19 protein-coding genes are annotated in these 23,227 nt (G+C 42.4%); 9 read left to right on the top strand and 10 right to left on the bottom strand.

Annotated elements, in window-relative coordinates; all coding sequences use genetic code 11:
- Position 1: 1 nt before the first annotated feature.
- From glgB to WC222_07610, 8 genes are all read right to left on the bottom strand, one after another.
- Complete coding sequence (gene glgB / locus WC222_07645; protein MFA6916255.1) at positions 2-2,155, bottom strand: 1,4-alpha-glucan branching protein GlgB; 2,154 nt, start codon at positions 2,153-2,155, stop codon at positions 2-4.
- A 54-nt stretch (positions 2,156-2,209) separates the two neighbouring features.
- Positions 2,210-3,127 carry a hypothetical protein gene (locus WC222_07640; GenBank protein ID MFA6916254.1) on the bottom strand — a complete coding sequence of 306 codons (918 nt, stop codon included), beginning with the start codon at positions 3,125-3,127 and terminating at the stop codon, positions 2,210-2,212.
- A 14-nt stretch (positions 3,128-3,141) separates the two neighbouring features.
- Positions 3,142-4,419, bottom strand: a complete 1,278-nt coding sequence (gene mtaB / locus WC222_07635; protein ID MFA6916253.1) for a tRNA (N(6)-L-threonylcarbamoyladenosine(37)-C(2))-methylthiotransferase MtaB — start codon at positions 4,417-4,419, stop codon at positions 3,142-3,144.
- A gap of 146 nt (positions 4,420-4,565) precedes the next feature.
- Entirely contained in the window at positions 4,566-9,005 is a 4,440-nt protein-coding gene (locus tag WC222_07630) for a hypothetical protein (protein MFA6916252.1), read from the bottom strand.
- Between the two features lie 86 nt (positions 9,006-9,091).
- Positions 9,092-9,793, bottom strand: a complete 702-nt coding sequence (gene radC, locus WC222_07625) for a DNA repair protein RadC (GenBank protein ID MFA6916251.1) — start codon at positions 9,791-9,793, stop codon at positions 9,092-9,094.
- Positions 9,786-11,063, bottom strand: a complete 1,278-nt coding sequence (gene hflX / locus WC222_07620) for a GTPase HflX (protein ID MFA6916250.1) — start codon at positions 11,061-11,063, stop codon at positions 9,786-9,788. The genes radC and hflX overlap by 8 nt, the downstream gene beginning before the upstream one ends.
- 3 nt (positions 11,064-11,066) lie before the next feature.
- Complete coding sequence (locus WC222_07615; GenBank protein MFA6916249.1) at positions 11,067-11,831, bottom strand: MBL fold metallo-hydrolase; 765 nt, start codon at positions 11,829-11,831, stop codon at positions 11,067-11,069.
- Entirely contained in the window at positions 11,821-12,420 is a 600-nt protein-coding gene (locus tag WC222_07610) for a hypothetical protein (protein MFA6916248.1), read from the bottom strand. Before WC222_07610 ends, WC222_07615 begins: the two co-directional genes overlap by 11 nt.
- 156 nt (positions 12,421-12,576) lie before the next feature.
- Between WC222_07610 and speA the strand changes: the two genes are divergently transcribed.
- The 6 genes from speA (at position 12,577) to WC222_07580 (ending at position 19,588) form a co-directional block, all read left to right on the top strand.
- Positions 12,577-14,448: a biosynthetic arginine decarboxylase gene (gene speA, locus WC222_07605; GenBank protein ID MFA6916247.1), complete on the top strand. Its 1,872-nt coding sequence runs from the start codon at positions 12,577-12,579 to the stop codon at positions 14,446-14,448.
- A gap of 4 nt (positions 14,449-14,452) precedes the next feature.
- Complete coding sequence (speB, locus tag WC222_07600; protein MFA6916246.1) at positions 14,453-15,352, top strand: agmatinase; 900 nt, start codon at positions 14,453-14,455, stop codon at positions 15,350-15,352.
- A 20-nt stretch (positions 15,353-15,372) separates the two neighbouring features.
- The gene (locus WC222_07595) at positions 15,373-16,314 is read left to right on the top strand and encodes a deoxyhypusine synthase family protein (protein ID MFA6916245.1); all 942 of its coding nucleotides are present in this window, start codon (positions 15,373-15,375) and stop codon (positions 16,312-16,314) included.
- Between the two features lie 205 nt (positions 16,315-16,519).
- On the top strand, positions 16,520-18,037 hold the full coding sequence (gene glgA, locus WC222_07590; protein ID MFA6916244.1) for a glycogen synthase GlgA: 1,518 nt from the start codon (positions 16,520-16,522) through the stop codon (positions 18,035-18,037).
- Between the two features lie 16 nt (positions 18,038-18,053).
- A complete protein-coding gene (pgsA, locus tag WC222_07585) occupies positions 18,054-18,662 on the top strand; it encodes a CDP-diacylglycerol--glycerol-3-phosphate 3-phosphatidyltransferase (GenBank protein ID MFA6916243.1) in 609 nt (202 codons plus the stop codon).
- Positions 18,659-19,588 (top strand): adenosine kinase, encoded by a 930-nt coding sequence (locus WC222_07580; protein MFA6916242.1) that lies wholly within the window; start codon positions 18,659-18,661, stop codon positions 19,586-19,588. Before pgsA ends, WC222_07580 begins: the two co-directional genes overlap by 4 nt.
- On the opposite strand, the gene WC222_07575 is transcribed toward WC222_07580, so the two are convergent.
- Complete coding sequence (locus WC222_07575; GenBank protein ID MFA6916241.1) at positions 19,585-20,922, bottom strand: amino acid carrier protein; 1,338 nt, start codon at positions 20,920-20,922, stop codon at positions 19,585-19,587. The two genes, WC222_07580 and WC222_07575, sit on opposite strands and share 4 nt — an antisense overlap.
- Before the next feature lie 183 nt (positions 20,923-21,105).
- Entirely contained in the window at positions 21,106-21,729 is a 624-nt protein-coding gene (locus WC222_07570) for a hypothetical protein (GenBank protein ID MFA6916240.1), read from the bottom strand.
- An 83-nt stretch (positions 21,730-21,812) separates the two neighbouring features.
- Here WC222_07570 and WC222_07565 point away from each other — a divergent pair, with 83 nt between their 5' ends.
- Genes WC222_07565 through WC222_07555 form a run of 3 tightly spaced genes read left to right on the top strand, consistent with a single transcriptional unit; the run spans position 21,813 to position 23,079 of the window.
- Entirely contained in the window at positions 21,813-22,397 is a 585-nt protein-coding gene (locus tag WC222_07565) for a DUF502 domain-containing protein (GenBank protein MFA6916239.1), read from the top strand.
- Positions 22,397-22,825 carry a peptide-methionine (R)-S-oxide reductase MsrB gene (gene msrB, locus WC222_07560; GenBank protein MFA6916238.1) on the top strand — a complete coding sequence of 143 codons (429 nt, stop codon included), beginning with the start codon at positions 22,397-22,399 and terminating at the stop codon, positions 22,823-22,825. Before WC222_07565 ends, msrB begins: the two co-directional genes overlap by 1 nt.
- Positions 22,822-23,079: a hypothetical protein gene (locus tag WC222_07555; GenBank protein ID MFA6916237.1), complete on the top strand. Its 258-nt coding sequence runs from the start codon at positions 22,822-22,824 to the stop codon at positions 23,077-23,079. Before msrB ends, WC222_07555 begins: the two co-directional genes overlap by 4 nt.
- The last annotated feature ends 148 nt before the right edge of the window (positions 23,080-23,227 follow it).

Here is a 23,227-nt window from a genome sequence, read left to right as displayed (position 1 = left end):
TTTATTTTTTCCAATGAATGCGAAAGATGACTGTGGCTAGTGGAGCTAGGACTATTTCAATCTTATCTGAATATATTTTTGGATGGGTATTATGATTGTCGGCCCCTCCATAGGAGGAGGCGTCACTATTGAAGATTTGTTCGATATGTTCAACGTTATGGAGGTTTATAGAATAGTGTGGATTCATATTAGGCGTGAAACAATGTACGCATAGCAATGTGGAGTTGGCGCTTTTTCTTAGGTAGCTTATGACACTATTTTGAGTGTCACTAAAGTCTACCCATTCAAATCCTGTATAGTCGTGATCACGCTCCCAAAGGGCGCTTTCATTATGGTAGATATGGTTTATCTCTTTGACCATTCGTTGGATGCCGCTGTGGTAAGGAAACTTTAAAAGATCCCATTCGATTTCACGTTTGCACCACCACTCGTTCCATTGGGCTATTTCTCCCCCCATGAAGAGCAGTTTTTTTCCCGGTTGGCATATCATGTAGCTATAGAGTAAACGAAGATTTGCAAAACGTTGCCAGATGTCTCCCGGCATTTTACTGATCAAGCTGCCTTTTCCGTGGACGACTTCATCATGCGAAAAGACGAGGATAAATTTTTCTGAATAGCTGTAAAGTTGTCCAAAAGTCAGGTTATTGTGGTGATAATGGCGGAAGATCATATCGGTGTTAAAATAACTTAGGGTGTCATTCATCCAGCCCATGTTCCATTTATAATCGAAGCCTAAACCGCCGTGATCTACAGGGTGGGTCACCCCGGTAAAAGAGGTAGATTCTTCTGCAATCATCAAAATTCCGGGAAAGGATTTATGGACGGCAGAATTCAAATGTTTAATGAATTCGATCGCCTCAAGATTTTCTTTTCCGCCATAGGCATTGGGTACCCAACCCCCTTCTTCGCGTCCGTAGTCCAGGTATAGCATAGAGGCAACTGCATCCACACGCAAGCCGTCAATATGCATGACATCGAACCAGTAGAGGGCGTTGGCGATGAGGAAATTTGAAACTTCGTGTCTTCCAAAATTGAATATATGGGTATGCCAGTGTGGATGGTAGCCCTGCTTGGGATCTTCATGTTCAAAGAGGGCCGTGCCATCAAAACGGCTTAATCCAAAATCATCCATTGGGAAATGGCCCGGTACCCAATCTAGAAGGACACCGATATTGTGCAAATGGAGGTGATTGACAAACCATTGGAAATCCTCCGGAGTGCCATATCGGGAGGTGACGGAGTAATATCCGGAGACTTGATATCCCCAAGACTCATCTAAAGGGTGCTCCAGTATAGGCATGAGTTCGATATGTGTGAATCCCATTTCCGTACAATAGTCTGCGAGCTCTACGGCTAATTCCCTGTAGTTTTTGAAATGGCCATTGTGTGTTTTCCATGAACCTAGATGCACTTCATAGATATTCATGGGTTTTGGTGTATTTTTTTCGTGATAGCGCTTTTCTAGCCAGGCGTAATCTTCCCAAAGGAACTTGTTGACATCTGCTACAATTGAAGCTGTACTGGGGCGCATTTCACTCTGGAATGCAAACGGATCGGATTTTATTTGGATATTGCCTTGCTGGTCCCTGATCTCGAACTTATATTTTTCACCTTCACGCAAGCCGGGCACAAAAAGCTCCCAGATGCCGCTATTGCCCCAGGGGCGCATCGGATTAACTCTTCCATCCCAATGGTTGAAATCAGCGACCAATGCCACGCGGGAAGCGGAAGGAGCCCATACGGCAAAGCGGACTCCGCGCACGCCTTCATGAGTAGCAAGCTTAGCTCCGAGGACATCATAAAGTCTATAATGTACACCTTTATTAAAAAGGTAACGGTCTGTTTCACCCAGACTGGGCGTAAAAGAATAAGGATCGCGTGCTGAGAGGGATGAGTTATGCCAAATTTGGTAATCACCGGGTTGAATGTCGGCGGAGACTTCCAATTCAAATAATCCTGCAGGATTAACACAGGCAAGCGTTTGAGGCACCCCGCGGATTGTTATGAATACTTCTTTGGCACCGGGCCTCCAAATACGGATCACTTTTGAGTGAGGGTTTTGACCAAGGATATGCAATCCCAAGATGGAGTGGGGATCGGTTGAACCTGTTTCAAGAAATGAAATATCCATAGTTAAAAATGGAGAGGGGTGCATAGCTGGTTTTATCAGGTAAGTTATATTGATTCTTTCACGATAACCGATAAGAGGCTATTTTTCAAATCTATCCAGATAATATTCTGTTTGAGCGGTCAAAGTGATAGGTTTATAATTCTCATTAGTTAAAACGTTCTTTGTGAAAGAATTACATAAGCGATAGTGTTTTATGGCTTTGGGGAAATTCAATTCAATTTCCTGGTTTTTTTCTGCTCGGATAATAATCCGACGGACAAGTCCTTTGCTCCATTCCATATCGACTGTTCCCCAGGAGAAAACGGCGTTGATATAGCGGCCGCAAACTAGACCTTCCGGCAAGTGATTGAGCAGGAAGAGTTGGCCTTTTCTTTCTCTAAAAAGCATGGAACGAAGGTGTGCAGCACCCTGGATTAATGGCGAAGGAGCCAGGAAAGAAGGAGCTTCAACAGCCATTTTTTTCCATAAATCCGTTTCATGCACAAAATAGTCTTGGAAGCATAGTTCGTATTGATCCCAAAGGCGGGAGTCTTCGCTTTCTATTGTCTGTGTGATATCCCCTGCCCACTGAGCCATCCGGTGCCAATGCGGAAGCCATTCTGCCGGATCGTTCCTTAAAAGCATTTTATTCCAGTTTTGTGCTTTATGGCTGCCAAAACTGATCTTTTCTTTAGGGATAAATTTATCTTTCTTAGAGGGAACTTCTATAGATCCCTGTTCAGTAAATAATTTTGAGGTATTGCTATCATAGTGAACCGGCACGTGCTGATATCCATTTTGGGCTGAGCCAAAAATTTCCAGTTTACCCCGTTCTAAATCTAGCGCGGTGGTTATCTGTGCTATGGGCCCTTTGAAGGGGAGATCTATTTTGCCTAAGCTTGGAACTTCAAGAAATGCGGGATATACTATCACTTCGCAGTCGGCCCAAGGAAGATAAAAGCGTGCTCCCTTTTGGTGGGAATGTGCTTGCAAGCGCTGCGCAATCTCAATATGCATTTTGGAGGGTCCTTTTATTCTACAAGCTTTCCGACAAGACCGTCGGGAGTATTAGCGATAAGTTTTACGTCGACGAGTGTATTCGCTTCCAATGCGGCGCCTTCGATCCAAACTTGCAAAAAGTTAGCGGTATGGCCGCCAATTTTGCCTGTAGCGGCATCTTTGCTTTCGGTCAATACAGAGAGTATTCTTCCCACATAAGCTTGTCTTAGATCGAAAGACACTTGCTCGGATAGGCGGAGAACTTCTTGTTTGCGTCTTTGAATGATATCTTGGGGTACGTGGTTGGGCATGAGGGCTGCGCGCGTACGTGGACGTGAGCTATAGGGAAACATATGGACCTTAGCGAAACGGGCTAACCGTATCATTTCCAGGGTATCTTCATGGTCGGTTTCTGTTTCGCCGGGGAATCCTACAATCACATCAGTGGTGTAAGTAAAGTCGGGGTTGGCAGCCCATAATTTCTCTATCGTTTCTTGGAAGATCTGCCGTGTATATTTACGGTTCATACGTTTTAGGATCACGTTGGAACCAGACTGTAAAACGATATGCATGGAAGGACAGGTTTTAGCACCGTTCAATATGGCATCTGCCAGGTCAAAATCCACTTCGTCCGGATCGATGGAAGAAACACGCAATCTTTCTAGACCCGGGAGCTTATCTACTTCACGAACCAATTCTGCTAGGCGGACAGGATTTTCAGCATTTCCACCATCAAAATCCCCGATGTTGATTCCTGTTAACACGATCTCCTTGAAACCGTTCGAGATAAGCTCTTTCGCTTCTTTTAAAACCTCATCCAGGGCTTTAGAGCGTGACCTGCCCCTGACATAAGGGATGATGCAGTAGGTGCAATAGGAATTGCAGCCGTCTTGAACTTTTAAAAACGCCCTGGTGTGAGCTTCAAAACGTTTTATTGAAAACTCAGGCCACTGCTCTTCCGGGTAAACGATGTTAAGCAGATTTTCTTTATCTTTATTAGAAACCACATCTGTTACACCGGCGATCTGTTGGATGACATCGGGTTGTCTTTCTGCTGAGCAGCCTGTAACAACTACGCGTGCACCGGGATTGTGTTTAACGAGCTGTCGGATCTCATGACGACTACCCTTATCGGCTGATTCGGTAACAGTACAGGTGTTGACAATACAGATATCCGCTGTTTCATTTTCTTCGGCGGGAAGATAACCCATCGCAAGCAGTTGATCTTGAAAAGCTTGGGATTCATATTGGTTAGTGCGACAACCTAGAGTGGCTATCTTGAAACGTTTTGGTTTTTCTTCTGGAATCATAAACGATCTATATTAAAGGCAAGAGTATAACAGGCATTTCATTTATTGGGGAGTATTACCCGTACGGCTTAAGAGAATAAGCTCTGAACCAAAGTGGACAAATAGGGAATGCGGAGTTATCCACATTCCCCATTTACTACTATAGCTTACTGAACCGCAATCGGTTCGGCAACCGCCGCGATAACTTGTTCGGGACCCAGCCTTGCGATGCGGGCATTTTCCAAGTGATTAAGCGTGGATGAGCCGGCTGTTGCGAGAAGTTCCTTATCAAAGATGCCGTTTAACTTTTCGAAAATACGTTCATGCCATACATGGATACGGTTTTCATAGACAGCATTAGCCCCGCGTGCCATGACAGCGAGGATTGGTCCCAATGTGTAGGAGAACAGCAGCCAACAAAAGTCATCTAGCATGAGTTTAAGTTTTGCAAGATGATTTCCAATACCGGGAACTTTTTTCAATCCTGCGTAAAAACCATCTTGGAAAGCTTCCCAATACTTAATTAACTTGTCTCTTACGGTACTTTTTAGGAAGTTCAATCCAATATCGGAAATCAACTGATTGATTTTATCATTTTCCGTGAGTTTGGATTGCGTTTCTTTTACAGCACCGTTGAAAAGTGTTTGCATATACGTGCTTACTCTAGCGAAACTGAATATGCTATTGAATTTCAGATCATCATCTTCTTGTTGTTCTTGTAAAACAACAGGCAAAACTTTTTTATCTTGAAGATTGAACTTGTAGTCTGTGACACGCCGGCTTCTCTCTTCATCTTCATTAAGGATATGGGCTATTTTCCCTTCGTGAACGATAGAGATTTTTTTAATCGTCTTTAACGTTCCAGTTTCGTCTTCTTCTGCAAGCTGAAGATTGCCGAGGGCTGCGCTTAAACCTGAAAGAGTATGCTCAATAATTTTTTTGCCGGCTATATTTTCATAAGCGATAACGGCTACAGCATCTGAAACAGTTTTATTCAGCTTCTCACTGTTAAGCAGCATACGTATCACAGGATCGCCTGTAGCTGTGGCAATCTCTTTGAGTAGAACTCCAAACAATCCGCTCAATTCTCCTTCAACCGCTTTATCGTGCGTTGAAGGTGCATTGACTTTATTTGCTCCTGCATTTTTAGCTGCAGTTGCCTCAGAATTTACAGGCAATTCTTTGCTTTGGAGAATAGCTTCTCTGCGTGCTAGTCTATATTGTTCTAAAGTATCTTCTTTTAGTTTTCTTTTCGCGTCGTCTTTTTTATGGTAGGTTTCTAGTGCTGTTAGAATGATTTTTCTTAAAGTATTTTCATTCACGAAGTTAGATACTACTGTGCTAAAGGCGTTCGGCAAAGCAACGTCGTTAAGGACATCCCATAGAGCTTTCTTACCTTGGTCAGGCAATGGCGCTGATTTCATATCGATTCCGAAGGTACCGACAATACGATCCAGAAGACGTCTTGTTTCAGGAGCAGCAACTCCCATTGCAGAGGAAAGGCTTTCGCTATTGAAAGTCCCGTCTTCATTGAGCGCACGTAATCTCTGAATTGTTGTCTTTAACCAATCGTTTAGCAGGCGAACCATCGCTGTCGGATCACTTTTTTCAAGTTCTTCCACTTCGATATATAGACCTTTGAAAACCTGGAGGAGTATTCCTTCAACGTAATCCACTCCGGAATTAAGGATACTATCGAGCGAGGCTTGCTGGCCGGTTTTTTCAAGAGCAAGGGCTAATTCTGATGACAGCTTAGTTTTATTTGCCCTAATATACTCAGCGACTCTTTGCCCTGTTGTTTTATCCAGGTTAGCAATTTTAGCGCCTTTACTTTCATAAAACTTAGCTATGCCATCGATGACCTTATCGACTACAGATTCTGAGGGGGCTGTCCCTACGTTGTGGTTAGCTTTTTTAAGTTCGGAAGCAAGGTATTTGGGCAGCCAAGCCTTAACATAGAGAGCTTGAACGCGTGAGTAGAGAACAGGTAGGCCGTTGTCATATAACTTTGTCACTTCAAGTTGTAATTGATCGCGGTTGTCGCTTAAGACACGCGTCTTTTCATACATCTTGCCGATCACTTGAGGGATAATTTTTTCCCAAAGGAATCCAATAATATTTTTTGACAAGGATTGAAGTTTTGGAGGAAGAAGATTTACAACCGCTTGCTGATTCTCAATAGATATAGATCCCATAAATTTCACGACAAAAGGAGCAAAAATCTCCCCTAATTTTTGAGCGTGGCGTGTTTCTTCTTGGGCTAAGGCACTTTCAGCCTTTATCTTGTCTTCTTCGTTCGTAGCGTTTTGTAGATTAGCGTTCAAAGCTTGTAAATTGGCGCGATGAAGTTTATATTCTTCTAACCGCAAGGGCTCTATCTGCTGTCCTGATTCATTGATGATTTTCGAAAGGAGGATTAATACATTTCCTAAATCAGTCTGAACGGCCTCTTCACCTTCCATGTCAGCAAGATCAATGCTGCTTTTTTCCATGAGGTTCTTACCTGCATGCAAGATTGCAGTTTGAATTAATTCATCTACTTTAGTCCATACAAGAGCAGGTATGTCATTCTGATTTGAAGCGGTAAACCAATCTAAAGTGTCTTTGATTACCTCGGGACTGTAGTCGGGAAGAATTTTACAAATGTCTTTTTCAGAAGATTGCAACTGTTCTCTTGACATCGAACTGATGAAATTTCCAAGAGCAGCCGAAGCATCATCCACGAACTGTTCATTAGCTGCGACAACGCTCTCCATCTGTTTTGTAAGATCACCTGTTGCCATAGCAACGATTTCTTTAATGACTTTCTCACGCTCAGCTACCGGTCCTTGAAATGCAATAAAGAATGCATGCATATAGCTGGGGAAAAGGTTAACAACAAACTTCTCAATAATGAAGTTCCCATGGGTATGAATGCTGGCCAAAAATTTCTTACAAAGAGGAGCGTATTTTTTTGTTATCTCAACAGCTCTTTTATTTTCATCCAATTCCTTTAATGATTCTTCAAAAGCTAATAATTCTTCTTTATGCTCTTTAAAGAAGGACACCAATTCTGCGCTCACGACATTTGCGACATTATTTGAAAGGGAAAGGCCATTGTTTGGATTTTTTTTCAGAATAGCTTCAGTGAGGTAAGTGAAATACTGTTGCAATTGATCTTTTATAATAGGCAGCAGGGATTGAATGTTGCCCCCCTCAGAGATTGCACCTTGAAGTCTTTCATACGTCCAGGATTTCATTTGCTGAAGGACAAATTTTGCTGATTTTTCTTCTTTGAGCGCTTCAGAAGTATCCTGCAAATTTTTAACAAAAAATTCTGCAGTTAAATTGCTTGCAAGAGGTACTGCAATGTCTTTTATCAAACCTGGAAGCTTATCAAAGGAGGTATTGAGGACGGACTCTACTTCCGCTAAGAAAGTTTTACCGCCTGGCTGCGCTTCGACAAACTCTTTTTTCTTTGCGACTTCTTGCCCGCCTGTAGGATTGGTGGTGATCTCTTTAAGATAGGCCAGTTTTTCCCCTGCAAAATCAACAAACTTAGGGAGTATTCTAGGAAGCACATGGTTTCTTATCACAGAAGAAACATTTGAAATTACAGGTAAAATTCCTGTAGGATCAGGAAGGAACTTCTGGATAATCTCCAGGATAAACGGCTTCCCAAAGTGTGTTTTTAATGCGTCAATGCGTTCTTCAGGAGTTGCAAGCTCAAATATTTTCTTTTGCTCTTCCAAGGAGAGTTTTGGACCTTCTCCATCGACTTCGATAAAGAATGTATTAGACCGCTTCAATAGAGCGCTTAACATATAGGTAGAGAAGGGATGTGCTGAGAGAAGAAGGTCTTTGGCTTCTTTTATTTTCACTTCGTCTGTAAGCTTCGTCTCTTCGATGTGTTTAGCCAATTTGGCTTGGATAACCTCATCCCATTCTTTATGTACGTTTTCAAGGACTTTAGATGTGAAGCGTAATATAACGACTTCAATAATCTGTCTAAAATATTCTTTATAATCTTTGACGTAGGCCCAAGCTTCATGCTTTGCTGCATTGATTATAGATTTCTTCGTAGAGTCCCAGTAGGAACTCGTATTAGCTGTCGTATTTTCAGCATCAGTATTTTCTGCTTCTTCAGGATCGGGATTCTCTAAAGAATTAATAATGAAATCTACGGCTTTATTTGAACCGCTTGTAATGATCAGGTCAAGATGCCAAGATTTTGTTATTTCAGAGATATACTTTCTATGCTGTTCCACTTCTTTTTTGTAATCAAAGGAAAGAGTAAGTACGGTCGATGCAGTATTTAATAGTGCTCGTTTTCCAAGATATGCGCAGAAGGAAGTCGCTTCGGACGCGACGAATTTCGTTGTGTTCCAATAGTCCCAGTAAGATTTAGTGTTTTCTGCAGGCTTTTCGGGGTAGGGATGTGAGGTATTAGCGTCTTCAATGCTGCTTTCAATAATGTCTCGTGCTTCGTCGGGGAGGATAGGCACCCGTTCAAAACCTTCTGTAGAGATGGCTTCAGAAGGAGTTTGATCAGGAGCAATATCTTTCTTAAGCTCGGGAGCTTGAGAAGGAGTTAAAAAGGTTCTAACAGATACCAAAAATGATGACATTTTTCTCTCGGAGATTTAATCGTATAATAATCTTCTAGTTTAGTACATCTATGTTAATAAAAGATTAAGATATCTTTCAATAAACATTATTTCTTTAAAAAGCACTTCAGCCCTCTTTGTCTTAAAGAAACGAATCGCGTAGGAACAATAATAAGGTGATCCATTAAGGGAATATCCATCAGTAATCCAGCCTCGCATAACTTTTCTGTAATCTCTATATCTTCAAGGGAAGGCTCGGGATCTCCGCTAGGATGATTATGTGCAACTAGTATGGATGCGGCTTTATTTCTTATCGCCGGATAAAAAACTTCTCGGGGATGAACTAAGGTTTCGGTAAGAGTCCCTATGGCTACAACTTCTTGGTGGATCATACAACCTCGGGTATCCTGCATTATCACAATAAAGTGTTCTTGTTTTGCAAGGGCGATAGTGTCTTTAAGGAGATTGTAAACATGCCAGGGGGAGTCAATAGTGGGCTTTTCTTGTGGTGTAACAGTTTTGATTCTTTTACATATACCAAAAACAGACTGAAGCTGCAGTCCCTTGGCTTTTCCAATTCCTTTGACTTGGCAAAGCTCGGAAAGAGTAGCATCCACTAGTTTTTCTAGGCCGCCGAAGGAGCTTAGAAGTTGTTGTGCAAGTTGAAGCACCGAGGTGCCCCGGGTGCCGTTTCCCAGAATAATCGCAATGAGTTCCGCCGAGGAAAGAGCTTCCGATCCATGCTTTAAAAGCCTTTCTCTAGGCCGTTCAGCTTGGGGAAGATCATGGATGGTATAAGAGTTACTCATGTGTATATTTTTGAAGGCGAAGGGCAAGTAGAGTGGGTATTTCGGCTTTCATATCGATGAAATCGTCTACATATTCTTGTTGGAAGACGATGCCTTCACGTAAAATTTCAGAGACTACAGCATAGTCGCTTTGCGGTATGCGCAACTGAACCATGGCACGTTGATTTTTTATCTCTTCAATCATCGCATTTGCAAGATCTTCAAAACCTGTTTGATTCAAGGCTGAAAGGGAGATACATTTAGGGTATTTGAGTTTCAGCTTGAAGGCTCTGTCTTTGACTTCAGGTTTATCGGACTTATTCAAGATTGTGATGATCGGTTTTTTGCCTGCGTTAAGTTCTTTTAGGACTTCGAAGGTTGTTTGCGCTTGTTCTTCGGCTAGCGGGTGGCTTACGTCGATCACGTGCAAAAGGATATCAGCGAAAAGGGCTTCTTCTAAAGTGCTCTTGAAGGCAGCTACAAGTAGGTGAGGAAGCTTCCTGATAAAACCTACCGTATCAATTAAAAGGATATCCTGCTGGTTAGACAGGGTATATCTACGAGTGGTAGTATCCAGGGTAGCGAATAGCTTGTCTTCTGTAAAGACATCTGCATTAGTAAGAGCGTTAAGAAGTGTTGATTTTCCGGCGTTGGTATAGCCTACAATTGCAAATGAAGGGATGGCGCTTCTCTGGCGTGTTTGCCTTTGGGTGGATCTATGAAGGCGGACTTCGTCCAGCTCTTTCTGAAGGTCTTCCCCTTTTTTCCTTAGTATGCGTTTGTCTAGCTCTATCTGCTTTTCGCCTTCCCCTTTAAGGTAGGCTCCGCCGCCGCCCATTGTTCCTGCTTGGCGTGAAAGGTGAGTCCACAATCTTTTTAAGCGAGGGATCTGGTATTTTACTTGTGCCAGTTCAATCTGCAAGCGGGCTTCTTTAGTTTGAGCGCGTTGCCCAAAGACGCCGAGAATCACTTCTGCGCGGTCCATCACTGTGCGGCCGAAGAGCTTTTCCAGATTACGCTGCTGGCTAGGGTTGATCTCTTCATCAATGATGATCATATCAACTTGCAGTTCTTGAGCTTTTAGAAGAAGTTCCTGCAGTTTCCCTTTGCTAAAATAGGTGGAGGCATCGACTTTTCGTAGGGTGCAAGGTATTTTTGCTGCTGTGTCTACTCCATAGGTGTCTACAAGAAGTGAAAGTTCATCGAGATGTTCCTGACAAACGAGTAGTTCCTGGCTGCCATGATATGCGGCTATTAGAAGGGCTTTTTTACGTTCTAGTGTATTTTCCATTTTCTATGCTTCAAAGATTAATTCCAGACCATCGTAAGCCAATCTCACATTCGGAGGCAAGAGCGCTTCTGTTTTTTCATGGTCTAGCTCATGAGAAATATGTGTGAGATATGTTTTTTTTGCCCTGCAACTTTCAGCCAAAGAGATGGCTTCATCTACTGTCAAGTGCAGAGGAGAAGCCTCATATCTTAGGGCGCTCAAAATAAGGGTGTCGACACCCGCTAAATCCTCAAATAAGGACTCAGGATATTCTTTAATATCAGAGACATAGGCTAGATTGCCGAAGCGGAATCCATTAACTTTCATGTTTCCTTGGTAAAAGGAAAAATATTTTAGGGGAAGCCTCTTGAAAGTGCGCTCTCCCCTTTCCACTTCAAGAAGATGGACTTCCACCTTAGCCGGTTTAGCATCGATGAAGTATCCGTGGCGCATTGTGACCTCTCCCAAAGTTTCTTTCGACATCAGCAGGGGTAGTGGCTCGTGTCTTTTAAACAAGAAGGGACGCAGATCATCCATACCGCCGGTATGGTCGTAGTGGGCGTGGGTAAGGAGTACCCCGTCAAGATGATTTAAGTTATGCTGAAGAGATTGCTGACGCAGATCCGGTCCACAATCTATCAATATGTTTTCGCTGCTATATTGCACGAGAGCTGAAGATCTGAACCGCTTATTTTTCGGATTATCCGATTTGCAGACAGAGCACTGGCATCCTACCATTGGAATGCCTAGGGAGCCCCCTGTACCGAGAAATGTCAAATTACCATGCATTGGGTGTACGAACTATATTTAAGACTTTTTGGTAAACATCGGGATGAATAAAAAAAGCGTAGTCCGTTCCTATGGAGGAAGTGCGGATAAACACCCTGTAAGCATCAGTTCCTGGAATAAAATCCACTGAAAGGAACGTCTTTGTTTGGTCCTTGGAATTTCCGGGCATTTCCGGACGTGCAATAATCTCCAAATTGGCAAGACGAGAGGAACGAAATTTGTTCTCTAAATCGTCTGATACCGGAAATAGGCTCTCATCGCGGGCCACTAAGTCGTAAATACGCTTATATTGATCATCGTTTAAGATGTAGACATCCCACTGGCCGCTTTTTTCGTCGAAAACTTGAAATTGCACATGATCAAGGACGTGTTTACCTTCCTTTCCCCTACTCACCTCTGTATCAATATACGAGAGATTTTTCATCAGGGAAGGTTCTACAAGGATATTCTGTGCTTTATACTGTCCTGTAGGGCCATAAGTATAAAGCAAGTATCCAATGATCGCTAACGCGAAGATAAGTCCTGCACCTAATACGGTGAGAAGGCCGGCAATTTGTCTTTTAATTGAGGGTATTTCAGTTTTCGGCATAGGATTTCCATTATAGCTTCTATTCTACTTTTTAGCACAAATTCCATTTTTTTATTTTATCTCTTCTTTGTTCCAATACGGCATTTTATATTGACTACGTTCGGATGGTAAAAAATAACAAAAAGGATTAAGTACATATAAAACAACTGAGCCTCTATGACTGACGATAAAACTTACTGGATTGACAGATGGGGTCAAAGCTATTTTAAAATCAATGAGGATGGCCATATTGCAGTTATCCCCGATAGACAAGGAAATGGAGGAGACCTTTATTCACTCATAAGTTCTTTGGTCGAGCAGGGAATCGAAGCTCCTATCCTTATCCGTTTTAATGGGATTATTCGCGATAGGATTGAGTCCCTGACCCAAGCATTCAGATCCGCCATCAAAGATTTCCAGTACCGGAATGAACACCGTATTGCATACCCCATTAAAGTGAATCCCCAAAGGCATGTGGTAGAAGTAGTGCAGCAATCAGGCCAAAAATATAGCATGGGGCTTGAAGTAGGAAGCAAACCGGAGCTGATAGCAATCCTTGCTCTTGAAACAAGCGAAGATGCCCTTCTTCTATGCAATGGCTATAAAGACGCGGAATATATCTCTCTGGCGCTCATGGCATCAAAGTTAGGCCGGCAAGCAATTATCATTATTGAGCAGACATATGAATTAAAACTTGTCCTCAAAATTGCAGAGAATTTAGGTGTGGAGGCTGAATTAGGCTTCCGGATGAAGTTATCCAATAAAGGGACCGGAAAATGGAAATCCTCCGGTGGAGAACACTCTAAGTTTGGACTATTCTCCTACGAAATTATGGACTGTTTAGAAATATTAAAAGCGCACGGCAAAGCGGGATGGCTGAAGCTGCTTCACTTTCATATCGGAAGCCAAATCACCTCTATCGAGTCCATTAAAAAAGCCTTGAATGAAGGTGTAAGGATGTATACTGAACTTGCCTCTAAATACCCTACTCTTCATATCCTCGATGTAGGTGGAGGCCTTGCTGTAGATTATGACGGGACAAAAAGCATTGCCGACTCCTCGATGAACTATACACTGGAAGAATATGCGCGGGATGTCATTTACACAGTAGGGCAAGCCTGCCTTACTGCAGGGATTGCAGACCCCCTCATCATCACTGAATCAGGCCGCGCAATAGTATCCCACCATTCAGTGATGATTATTGAAGTCATTGATGTTACTTCTACACCTAAATCCATTGAAAGCGGCCCTCCCCCCAGCGAGCATGAAATCATTCTAAACTTATCCGAAATGGAAAAAGAACTCTCGCTCAGCAACTGCAGGGAAGTTTTCCATGATATTATGGAATTAAGGGAAAGAATATTAGAAGAGTTTGTCCATGAAAAGTTAAGCCTTGAGGAAAGAGCTTACGCGGAAAGAAGCTATCGTGTTTTACTATTAAAAATCCGCTCTCTATTCCAACAGCAAAATGATATTCCCGAGGAGATGGAAGAGTTAAATCAAATTCTCTTAGAGAATTATTTCTGTAACTTTTCCGTTTTTCAATCTCTTCCGGATGCTTGGGCTATCGGACAGCTTTTCCCTGTCATGCCCATTCATAGGTTAAAAGAAACACCTTCCCACCGTGCTGTCATTGCTGACCTAAGCTGCGATAGCGATGGAAAGATCTCATCTTTTATAGGGAAGAGAGAACCGGAAGACTGTATCAATTTACATCCTTATCAAGAAGAGCCTTACTATCTCGGCATCTTTCTTGTAGGGGCTTATCAAGAAATTCTTGGCGGACTACACAACCTCTTTGGCGATACTAACGTTGTCCATGCCGAACTTGGACCTGACGGCCGATGGGAAATATCGCGCCTAGTGGAAGGCGACAGCATCGAAGAAGTTCTCCACTATGTTCAGTATAATCCGGAAAAACTGAAAAACCAGCTTAATCTCATGATTGAGAAATCCCTAAAAGCCGGCCGCTTGTCCAATGCAGAATCTGCTCAAGTAAAAAAAGAGTTTAAGCAAGCTCTTGAAAGTTACACATATTTAGTGGTTTAAGAATATGGACCCAAATAAATACATTAGTCAAGGCCACGGTATTTCCCATCGTTTTGGGGGGCTTACAGACCCTTATGGTGCAGAAAAAAATGCGTGTGTCGTCCTACTGCAAGTCCCCTTCGATAAAACCTCTACCTATCAAAAAGGTAGTTCTGAAGGGCCTGAAGCTTTGATAGAAGCCTCAAGGAACATGGAATTATACGACATCGAAACAGGTTCGGAAGTTTTTCTGAATGGTATTTACACAGCTTCCCCTATTGCATGCGGAACCACAGAAGAAATGCTTTTAGAAACCTACAAGGCAGCACATCATTATATTGAAGAAGGTAAATTCGTTGTGACATTAGGCGGTGAGCATACTATCTCCTATGGCGCCATCAAAGCGCATGCTGAGAAATACGCCCCTTTGACCATTTTACAATTCGATGCTCATGCCGACCTGCAGCCAAGCTATGAAGATAATCCTTGGAGCCATGCTTCAGTAATGTCCCGTGTAAAAGAGCTTCCTAACATATCCAAAACTGTCTCCGTCGGCATTCGCAGCCTTAGCAGCGAGGAGCTTCCCTACCTTGCCAAAGAAAACACTTTCTTTGCCCACGACATTTTTGAAACCGACCTTTGGATGGACCAAGCGCTAAGCTTGCTATCCGGGAATGTCTATATTACGTTTGACTTGGATGCCTTTGATTCTGCAATAATGCCCTCTACCGGGACTCCAGAACCTGGGGGACTGCAATGGAATCCCACATTAAAATTCCTCAAAATGGTTGCTGCAAAAACCAACCTTGTTGGGTTTGATGTGGTGGAACTATGTCCTAATCCCTACAACATCGCACCGGACTATTTAGCTGCAAAACTAGTCTATAAGTTACTAAGCTACAAATTCCAACAGACGGCAAAATGAATATGACCATCAAATCCTTTATGAAGAAGCACTATAAACATTTCAATGCTGCCGTATGTGTAGATGCTGCCGAGGCTTGGTGCGCCCATCTAAAAAACAAGGGGAAAATGTTCCTAGCTATGGCAGGTGCGATGAGTACAGCTGAAATTGGGATATCCCTAGCTGAAATGATTCGCCAAGATAAAGTTCATGCCATTTGCTGCACAGGGGCAAACCTTGAAGAAGACATTTTCAATCTTCTTGCCCATCATCATTACTTAAGGGTTCCCCACTACCGATCCTTAAGCAAACAGGAAGAATTGGAACTTCATGACAGGGGGATGAACCGCGTCACAGATACCTGTATCCCTGAAGATACTGCGATTCGTAAAATTGAAAAAGAAATCCTGCAACTTTGGAAAAATGCTGATCGTGAGAAAACAAGCTATTTCCCTTACGAATATATGTACCAGCTTTTAGATCTCCCCTCTATTAAACAAAGCTACGAGATAGACCCTAAAAACTCTTGGCTTATCGCTGCCAAAGAGAAAAATCTACCGATATTTACCCCTGGATGGGAGGACTCTACCCTAGGTAATATCATTGTTTCACATGTGATATCTAAGGATCTTCAAAATACCCATATTGTAAAATCCGGTTTAGAACAAATGGCCTTTCTTATTGAATGGTATAAAAACCAATCCCATCCTATAGGTTTCTTTCAAATCGGAGGAGGAATCGCCGGAGATTTTCCGATTTGCGTGGTTCCCCTTCTTCGCCAAGATTTGAATGAAAATGTCCCTCTATGGGCTTATTTTTGCCAAATTAGCGATAGCACCACTTCCTTTGGCTCCTATAGCGGAGCAGTTCCCAATGAGAAAATCACCTGGGGGAAACTAAGCATAGATACTCCAAGTTTTATTATTGAATCGGATGCTTCTATCGTAGCCCCCTTGATATTTGAATATGTTTTAGAAACTTGAACTTCTCTTTACACTCTGTTCTAAACACTCACTTATTAGCTTAATAATAGAATATTAATATGATGTTTCCTCCTTGGGAAGGTTATTCCCCCATGTCAAAATACCCAGGAATTAGGTGGGGTTTAATGTGTAAATTGCTCTTCGGATTTGTTTGTCCATAAATTGTATTCCCTGTAATCTGATGCTTCGCAGGGAGAAGACCGACATGCATATTGTACATCTAGCATCAGAATTAGCACCCGTAGCAAAAGTGGGCGGTCTAGGCGATGTCCTATTAGGATTATCCAGAGAGCTTTCTTGGAAAGGTCATGACGTAGATATTATCATTCCTAAATACGACTGTATGAACAGCAATGAAATCAGGGATCTTACTGTATTTCATACTAATCTCATGTCTTTTTTTGAAGGCGGATGGCATCCAAATACTATCTGGGTTGGCTGGGTAGAAAATCTCAAAGTTTATTTCATTGAACCACACCACGCGCGCTACTTCTTTAACCGCGGCTGTTATTATGGTTGTGAAGATGATACCGACCGCTTCCTTTACTTTGCCCGCACAGCAATGGAATTCATGTTCAAAAGTGGACTTAGGCCAAATATTATCCATCTTCACGATTGGCAGACTGCTATCTGCGCACCTCTTTACAAGGATATGTATTCTCCTTTAGGCCTGAATAGCGCCAAGATCGTTTTTACCATCCACAATATGGAATATCAAGGTAAGTGCTCAAAAAGCAACCTAGACAATATTGGCATGTTAGGATCAAATTATCTCGTACCAAACAAGCTGCAGGATAATCACGACGACCAGTTGATCAACCTTATGAAAGGAGGGATCATCTATAGCGATTTCTTCACCACTGTATCGCCGAATTATGCCAAAGAAGTTATGTCCCCCGACGGAGGACGCGGCCTAGAAAAAACTCTTCAACAAAATGCATTCAAATTTGCCGGTATTTTAAACGGTATCGACTATTCCTTTTGGAACCCTGAAATTGACCGATACCTCCCCGCGCATTATTCTGTGAGAGAAAAACCCCTAGATAAAAAAGACCTTTGCACGCTGGATAAAAAAGGATTCATTAAGCAATATCTCCGAGAGAAACTTGCCTTAAATGAATCTCATCGCCCTTTAGTAGGCTGTGTTACCCGCTTAGTGCCACAAAAGGGCATAGATCTCATCAAATTTGCTATTAAATATGTAGAGGAACACAACGGACAGTTTATTTTATTAGGCTCCGGACCCATCCCTAGTATTATGGCTGAATTTCATGAACTAAAAGAATATTACGACGACAATCCCAATGTCAGCATCATCCTAAATAGTCAAGAAGACATGAGCCACCTGATCTACGCTGCATCAGATATGTTTATTGTGCCTTCTCTTTTCGAACCCTGTGGACTAACGCAAATGATCGCTCTGAAATACGGAAGCATCCCTATCGTACGGAAAACAGGCGGCTTAGCTGATACGATCTTTGACGTGGACAACTCAGGCCGTACTGACCAGATGGCTGATGGATATACTTTCGACAATCCGAATAACAAAGAGTTTGAAGCAGCCCTTGCGAGAGCCTTAGACTGTTGGTTCCATCACCAAGATAAATGGCGTAAAATGATGGTCAATGGCATGTCTATTGATTTCAGTTGGAATCATCCTGCGGATAAATACCTCCAAATATACGAAGGGATCATGCAAGAAAAAAAAACTATATTGAATTGACGGAAGGGATGAAATCGTGAATCTTGCGAACTATTTTACTCTTCTTAGGCTTGTTATCAGCCCTATTTTCCTTTTAGTCTATCTAGAGCCTGACTGGTTTGGCCTTAACTCGCAATGGCTCCCATACGCCCTCCTCGCCTTATTAGGAATTTCAGAGCTTTCAGATTTTTTTGACGGCTTTTTTGCCCGAAAATTCAACCAAGTGACCGAGCTAGGAAAAATTCTTGACCCTATGGCTGACAGCATCTCTCATATCTCAATGTTTTTAGCGTTCACTCAAGACCCTATCCGCTTACCTATCTGGACAGTCTTTATTTTCATGTATCGTGATTTCGTTGTCAGCACACTGAGAACAGCCTGTGCTCTGCGCGGCTATACTTTAGCAGCACGCATTAGCGGCAAAATCAAAGCAGGAGTGCAAGCCAGTGCAATATTGATCATCACCTTGCTTCTCATCCCGGCTGCATCAGGGGAAATTACTCAAAGCACCTTACAACTTTTTGCTACGGTCATTGTTGCTTTGGCTGCAATATATACCCTTTATTCAGGTTTTGATTATGTCTTTGCCAATCGTTTTTATATCTATCGTTTGCTAAAACAACCTAAAAAGGCTTCAGACTCATGACTGGCAGTATCTTAGGTGTCGGCGCCCTCTTTGTAGACACTGTGTACATGGTGGGTGATGAATTCCTCATTAAAAATAAAATGGAAAAAGGCAGCGTTGCTGAAATCGAGGAAGAAGAAATAAGTGCTCTCACCAAAACTATCACGGATAAAGGGGTAATTGCACCGGGTGGTAGCTGCGCAAATGTCATGCGCGGATTGGCCCAATTAGGATGGAAATGTTTTTTGACGTGTAAAATAGGCAATGACTCCTTTGGTGAATATCTAGCAGAAGATTTACTCTCTTACAACATCGAGATTATTCACGAACGCGTCCCACAGCCCTCAGGCAGGATATTTTGCTTTGTCAATGAAGTGGGTGAACGTACTATGCGTTACATCCCCGGAGCAAAAGTTAAAAGCGAAGATTTATCCCAGAATCATTTTAAAGATAAACGTTTGGTCCATATTGAAGGTTATGCACTTGATTATGGCTCAATCGTTGAAGAAGCCGCCGCCAAAGCCAGAGATGCTAAAGCACTTGTTTCTTTTGATTTAGCAAATTACATGTATGTCGCTATGTATTCTGAAAGGATCAAAAAAATTCTCACTGCTTCCGTAGATATTGTTTTCAGTAATAAAGACGAAGCCCAAGAACTAACCAATCTACCTCCTCGCGATGCGGCCAAGGCGATCAGTGATTTATGTCCCCTTGCTATCGTTACAATCGGTGATGAAGGTTGCTGGATTTGCAAACAAGGGGAAGAACCCCTGCATTTTCCGGCCAGGAAAGTCCATGTGAAAGATACTACCGGCGCAGGAGACCTTTTTGCGGTGGGATTTCTAGATCAATATTTAAAAGGGGAACATTTGCAGAAATGTGCAGAACTTGGGGCTGAACTCGCTTCACGCGTCATTCAAGTTAAAGGCGCTTCCCTTAAGATTTAGGATTCTGGATTAGCTTTGCTTGCCCTTTCAATATCGAACCCTATTTCGTTCCGCAAGACATAGATACCATAACAGTTCATGATTAACAGAAGGCCGCCGACACTGGTCATTATTGTTTGAGCTACAGTAGGGTCCACAAAGGAAAAGAGTCCTAACGCCACCGTAGCATAAATAAAATAGGCAATCTTTGCAGGTTTTCCCCCCAGATACTGGGCGCAATTCAGACCTACAGCAAAATAAGCGTTTATAGTTGAAAATCCCAACAGGAAAAGAAAAAAGGGCATAAACCATTCGACATGGCTGAAAACCGTTCCAAGTGCCGTTTGCACCATCAATTCTTGGGGAATATTCTGATTCCATACCCCTGTAACCAATATGAGTAGTATTGTCGTAGTGCAAATGATAAACGTATCCAGAAAAATATCTACAATGACTAAAGATGCCTGCTTTTCAGGCTGTATCACACTACTTTCGCTATGGATAACAGAAGCGTAGCCGATACCGATATCTCCTGTGTAGCAAGCCCTGCGTATCCCCTGCGTTACAGCTATCAAAATAGTACTGCCGATAAATCCGCCTACGGCAGCATGCCCTGTAAATGCAGTCGTAAACACTGTGAGCAGCACTTCAGGGATCACCGCAGCATTTTGGAATATCACATAGGCGCCCATACTGCAATAGACGACGACGAAAATCGGCACTGTAGCTGAGGAAATCATTCCCACACGACGAATACCGCCCCATGCAGCATAGAGAACTAAAACCAATAGCACCCCCACAACTGGAATTTTAGGCAGGTCAAAATTGAGGGAAATACTGGAAGCCATGATGCTGAACTGGTACACCTCTACGCCGTACATGCAAAGCAAAAGGCTTACGGTAATAGGTGCCCAGCTTCCGTTGAAAACACGCTGTAAATAGTACATCGGTCCGCCCCTAAAATGTCCGTGGGCATCGACGACCCTGTATTTTATTCCAAGATATACTTCCGAATATTTTATGATGGCGCCCAGGGTAGCTGTCAACCATAACCATAAAAGAGCACCCGGACCGCCAATTGTGACTGCGGTGCAAACTGCGACAATATTTCCAATGCCAATACACCCCCCTACGCAAGCAAAGAAAGCTTGCAAAGGGTGAACCTTGCCATCAGCCACATGTTTTTGTCGTAATAATGTTAGAAAGTTATTTAAGGCTGTCGTGAAGCTCCGCACTTGAACGAAGCCGCTTTTCCAGGAAAAGTATATCCCCATCAAGACGATAAAAGGGAAACAAAAGTAGATCCAAATTGCATCTTCGAGCCATAACAGTATTTCAAGCATGAGTTCAAACATAAGCTATCTGACATCCCTAACATTAGTAAGTCTTTCAAATTAGCTAGGGGTGCGGCGAAATAACGTTGCACCCCTACACTAATATAAGCATCGTTAGCTTAGGTTTCCGAGCTAATGTAAGCGTCGTATGGCTAAAGACTTAGTGTCCAAGGTATAGAATCAAGCCATTGAATGTCAATAACCTTAATTATCTACTCTGAAGCTACCTTGACGATCGCACACAAAGGCAGAAAATATTTTAACAAATAGCGGAGGTATGAGTTCTTTCTCAAAAACTGAGACATCCCAATGGTCCGGCATTTTCTTTACAAATTTACGTTTTAAATTGGCCAAGAGAAAGGCTGAATTTGAAGGTGAGACAACCGAGAATCCCATTGCATTTTCATCTAAGTAGGCAATAGCAATCCTTTCCCCGCTGCTATTATAGATATTGAATTTAGCCGATTCGGTTGTCATAGCTTGACCATCAATCTGACCTAAATAATTACCGTCCAAATCATAGATATTGATCACGGCTGCCCAAGTAAATAGCATGCTTAATGGTCTTAATTGGTAGATTGCTTGCGCTTCAAAGACTCCATGCTTGTCATAAAGATCATAGTGGGTACGCAAATGGAAGGAACTCTTAATAACGCTGCCATGTTGTTGTGCCCCTGCAAAAAATTCGAAGATCCTGCAAAAAGTGTAGTCGCGACGGTAGGTTTTAAAGCTTACTTGGTCTTCTTCATGTAATTCATCAGCTGTTAATCCATGAAAAGCAGTACATAAAAAAATAAAAGTGCATAACACATATAAAAACTTATTCATTTTTTAACCTCGAATTATCAATAAAATTGACAAAGATTGTGTCACATATTTACTTTTTGTTCAAATGCATACTAGGTAGTACAATGATCAAAAATACATTTTGGAGAGGTGTTAAAGCCACCCTTCCTTTACTTATAACGTTTGCGGTTGTTATTTGGATCTTTTCTGTGATTGAAGCTTTCTTCGGCGGGATTTTTAAAGAGATGTTCGGTCCCTCGTATTACTTCAAAGGCTTAGGAAGTTTACTCGGTTTAGTGTTTATTTTCTGTTTTGGCATCCTTGTTAATTTGTGGATCATTCAAGGTATTTATAATTATGGTGAAAGCCTTGTGAAACGCATCCCTGTGATCAAAAACATCTATAACTCTTTAGAAGATCTAATGGGATTCTTCGATCCTACACGCAAAGGCCAAAGCGGTGTGCCTGTTCTCATTGAAACAAGCCTAGGCCAAGTCATCGGTTTTGTTACCATAGACAACTCGGAGCAGCTCCCTGACGGCCTTAGCCAACCTGACCTAATCGCAGTTTACATCCCCTTAAGTTACCAAATTGGAGGGATGACTGTGTTCATCCACAAATCGCAAGTCAAAGAAATGAACATGCCTGTGGATAAAGCTATGAGTTTCGTTTTAACTGCCGGAATGACCGGACAAAAGCAAGTAGGATAATGGACAATAATTCGCATGAGTATATAAAGAGATCTGATACTGACTGGCGTGAGAAGCTAACTCCCGAAGAATTCCATATTTTAAGAGAAGGCGGTACTGAACCTGCCTACAGAGGCAAATATGCCAACCATTACGAAAAGGGGTGCTACCACTGCGCAGGATGTGATCTTCCGCTCTTTGACTGGCATGACAAGTTTGATTCGGGGACGGGCTGGCCTAGTTTTACTCACCCTATTCAACCGCTGCATATTGATTTTCATGACGATTATAAATTAGCCGTCAAAAGAACTGAGGTACGTTGTGCACGTTGCAATAGCCATTTAGGACATGTTTTCGAGGACGGGCCGCCGCCGATGCGCAAGAGGTTTTGTATTAACTCAATAGCATTAAAATTCATTGCTGATCATCAACAACAGGAGATTCCATGAAATATCTATCTTTAGTCTTAGGAGCTTTGTTTCTAGTTACGGGTCTTCAGGCAGAAAAAGTCTGTGAAAGCTGCATTTTGCGTCAGCAATCACACAAGGACGACATCAAAAATGGACCTTACTATGAAGATACCGGATTTTTCACAATGGATACGTTAGAAGGTACGCCCCTGGCACCGGCTCAAAAAACGGCTCCTGCACCTAAGAAGCAAGTTAAAACACCTTCTACAGTGAATAATAATCCAGCCAAATAGCTAGATGTAGTTCGAGACTTCTCGCTCAAACTGAAAATATAGGATCATTTTCAGTTTGAGGGTTAGGGTTTCGGCCGGTATTTAGCTGTCTATTTAGTCCTTGCGTGTGTTCTCTTGGGATGTTAATATTGCTTGAAAGGATTTATGG

Source organism: Parachlamydiales bacterium (genome assembly GCA_041671045.1).
Lineage (GTDB): Bacteria > Chlamydiota > Chlamydiia > Chlamydiales > JABDDJ01 > JABDDJ01.
This window is presented reverse-complemented; position numbering and strand designations above follow the sequence as displayed.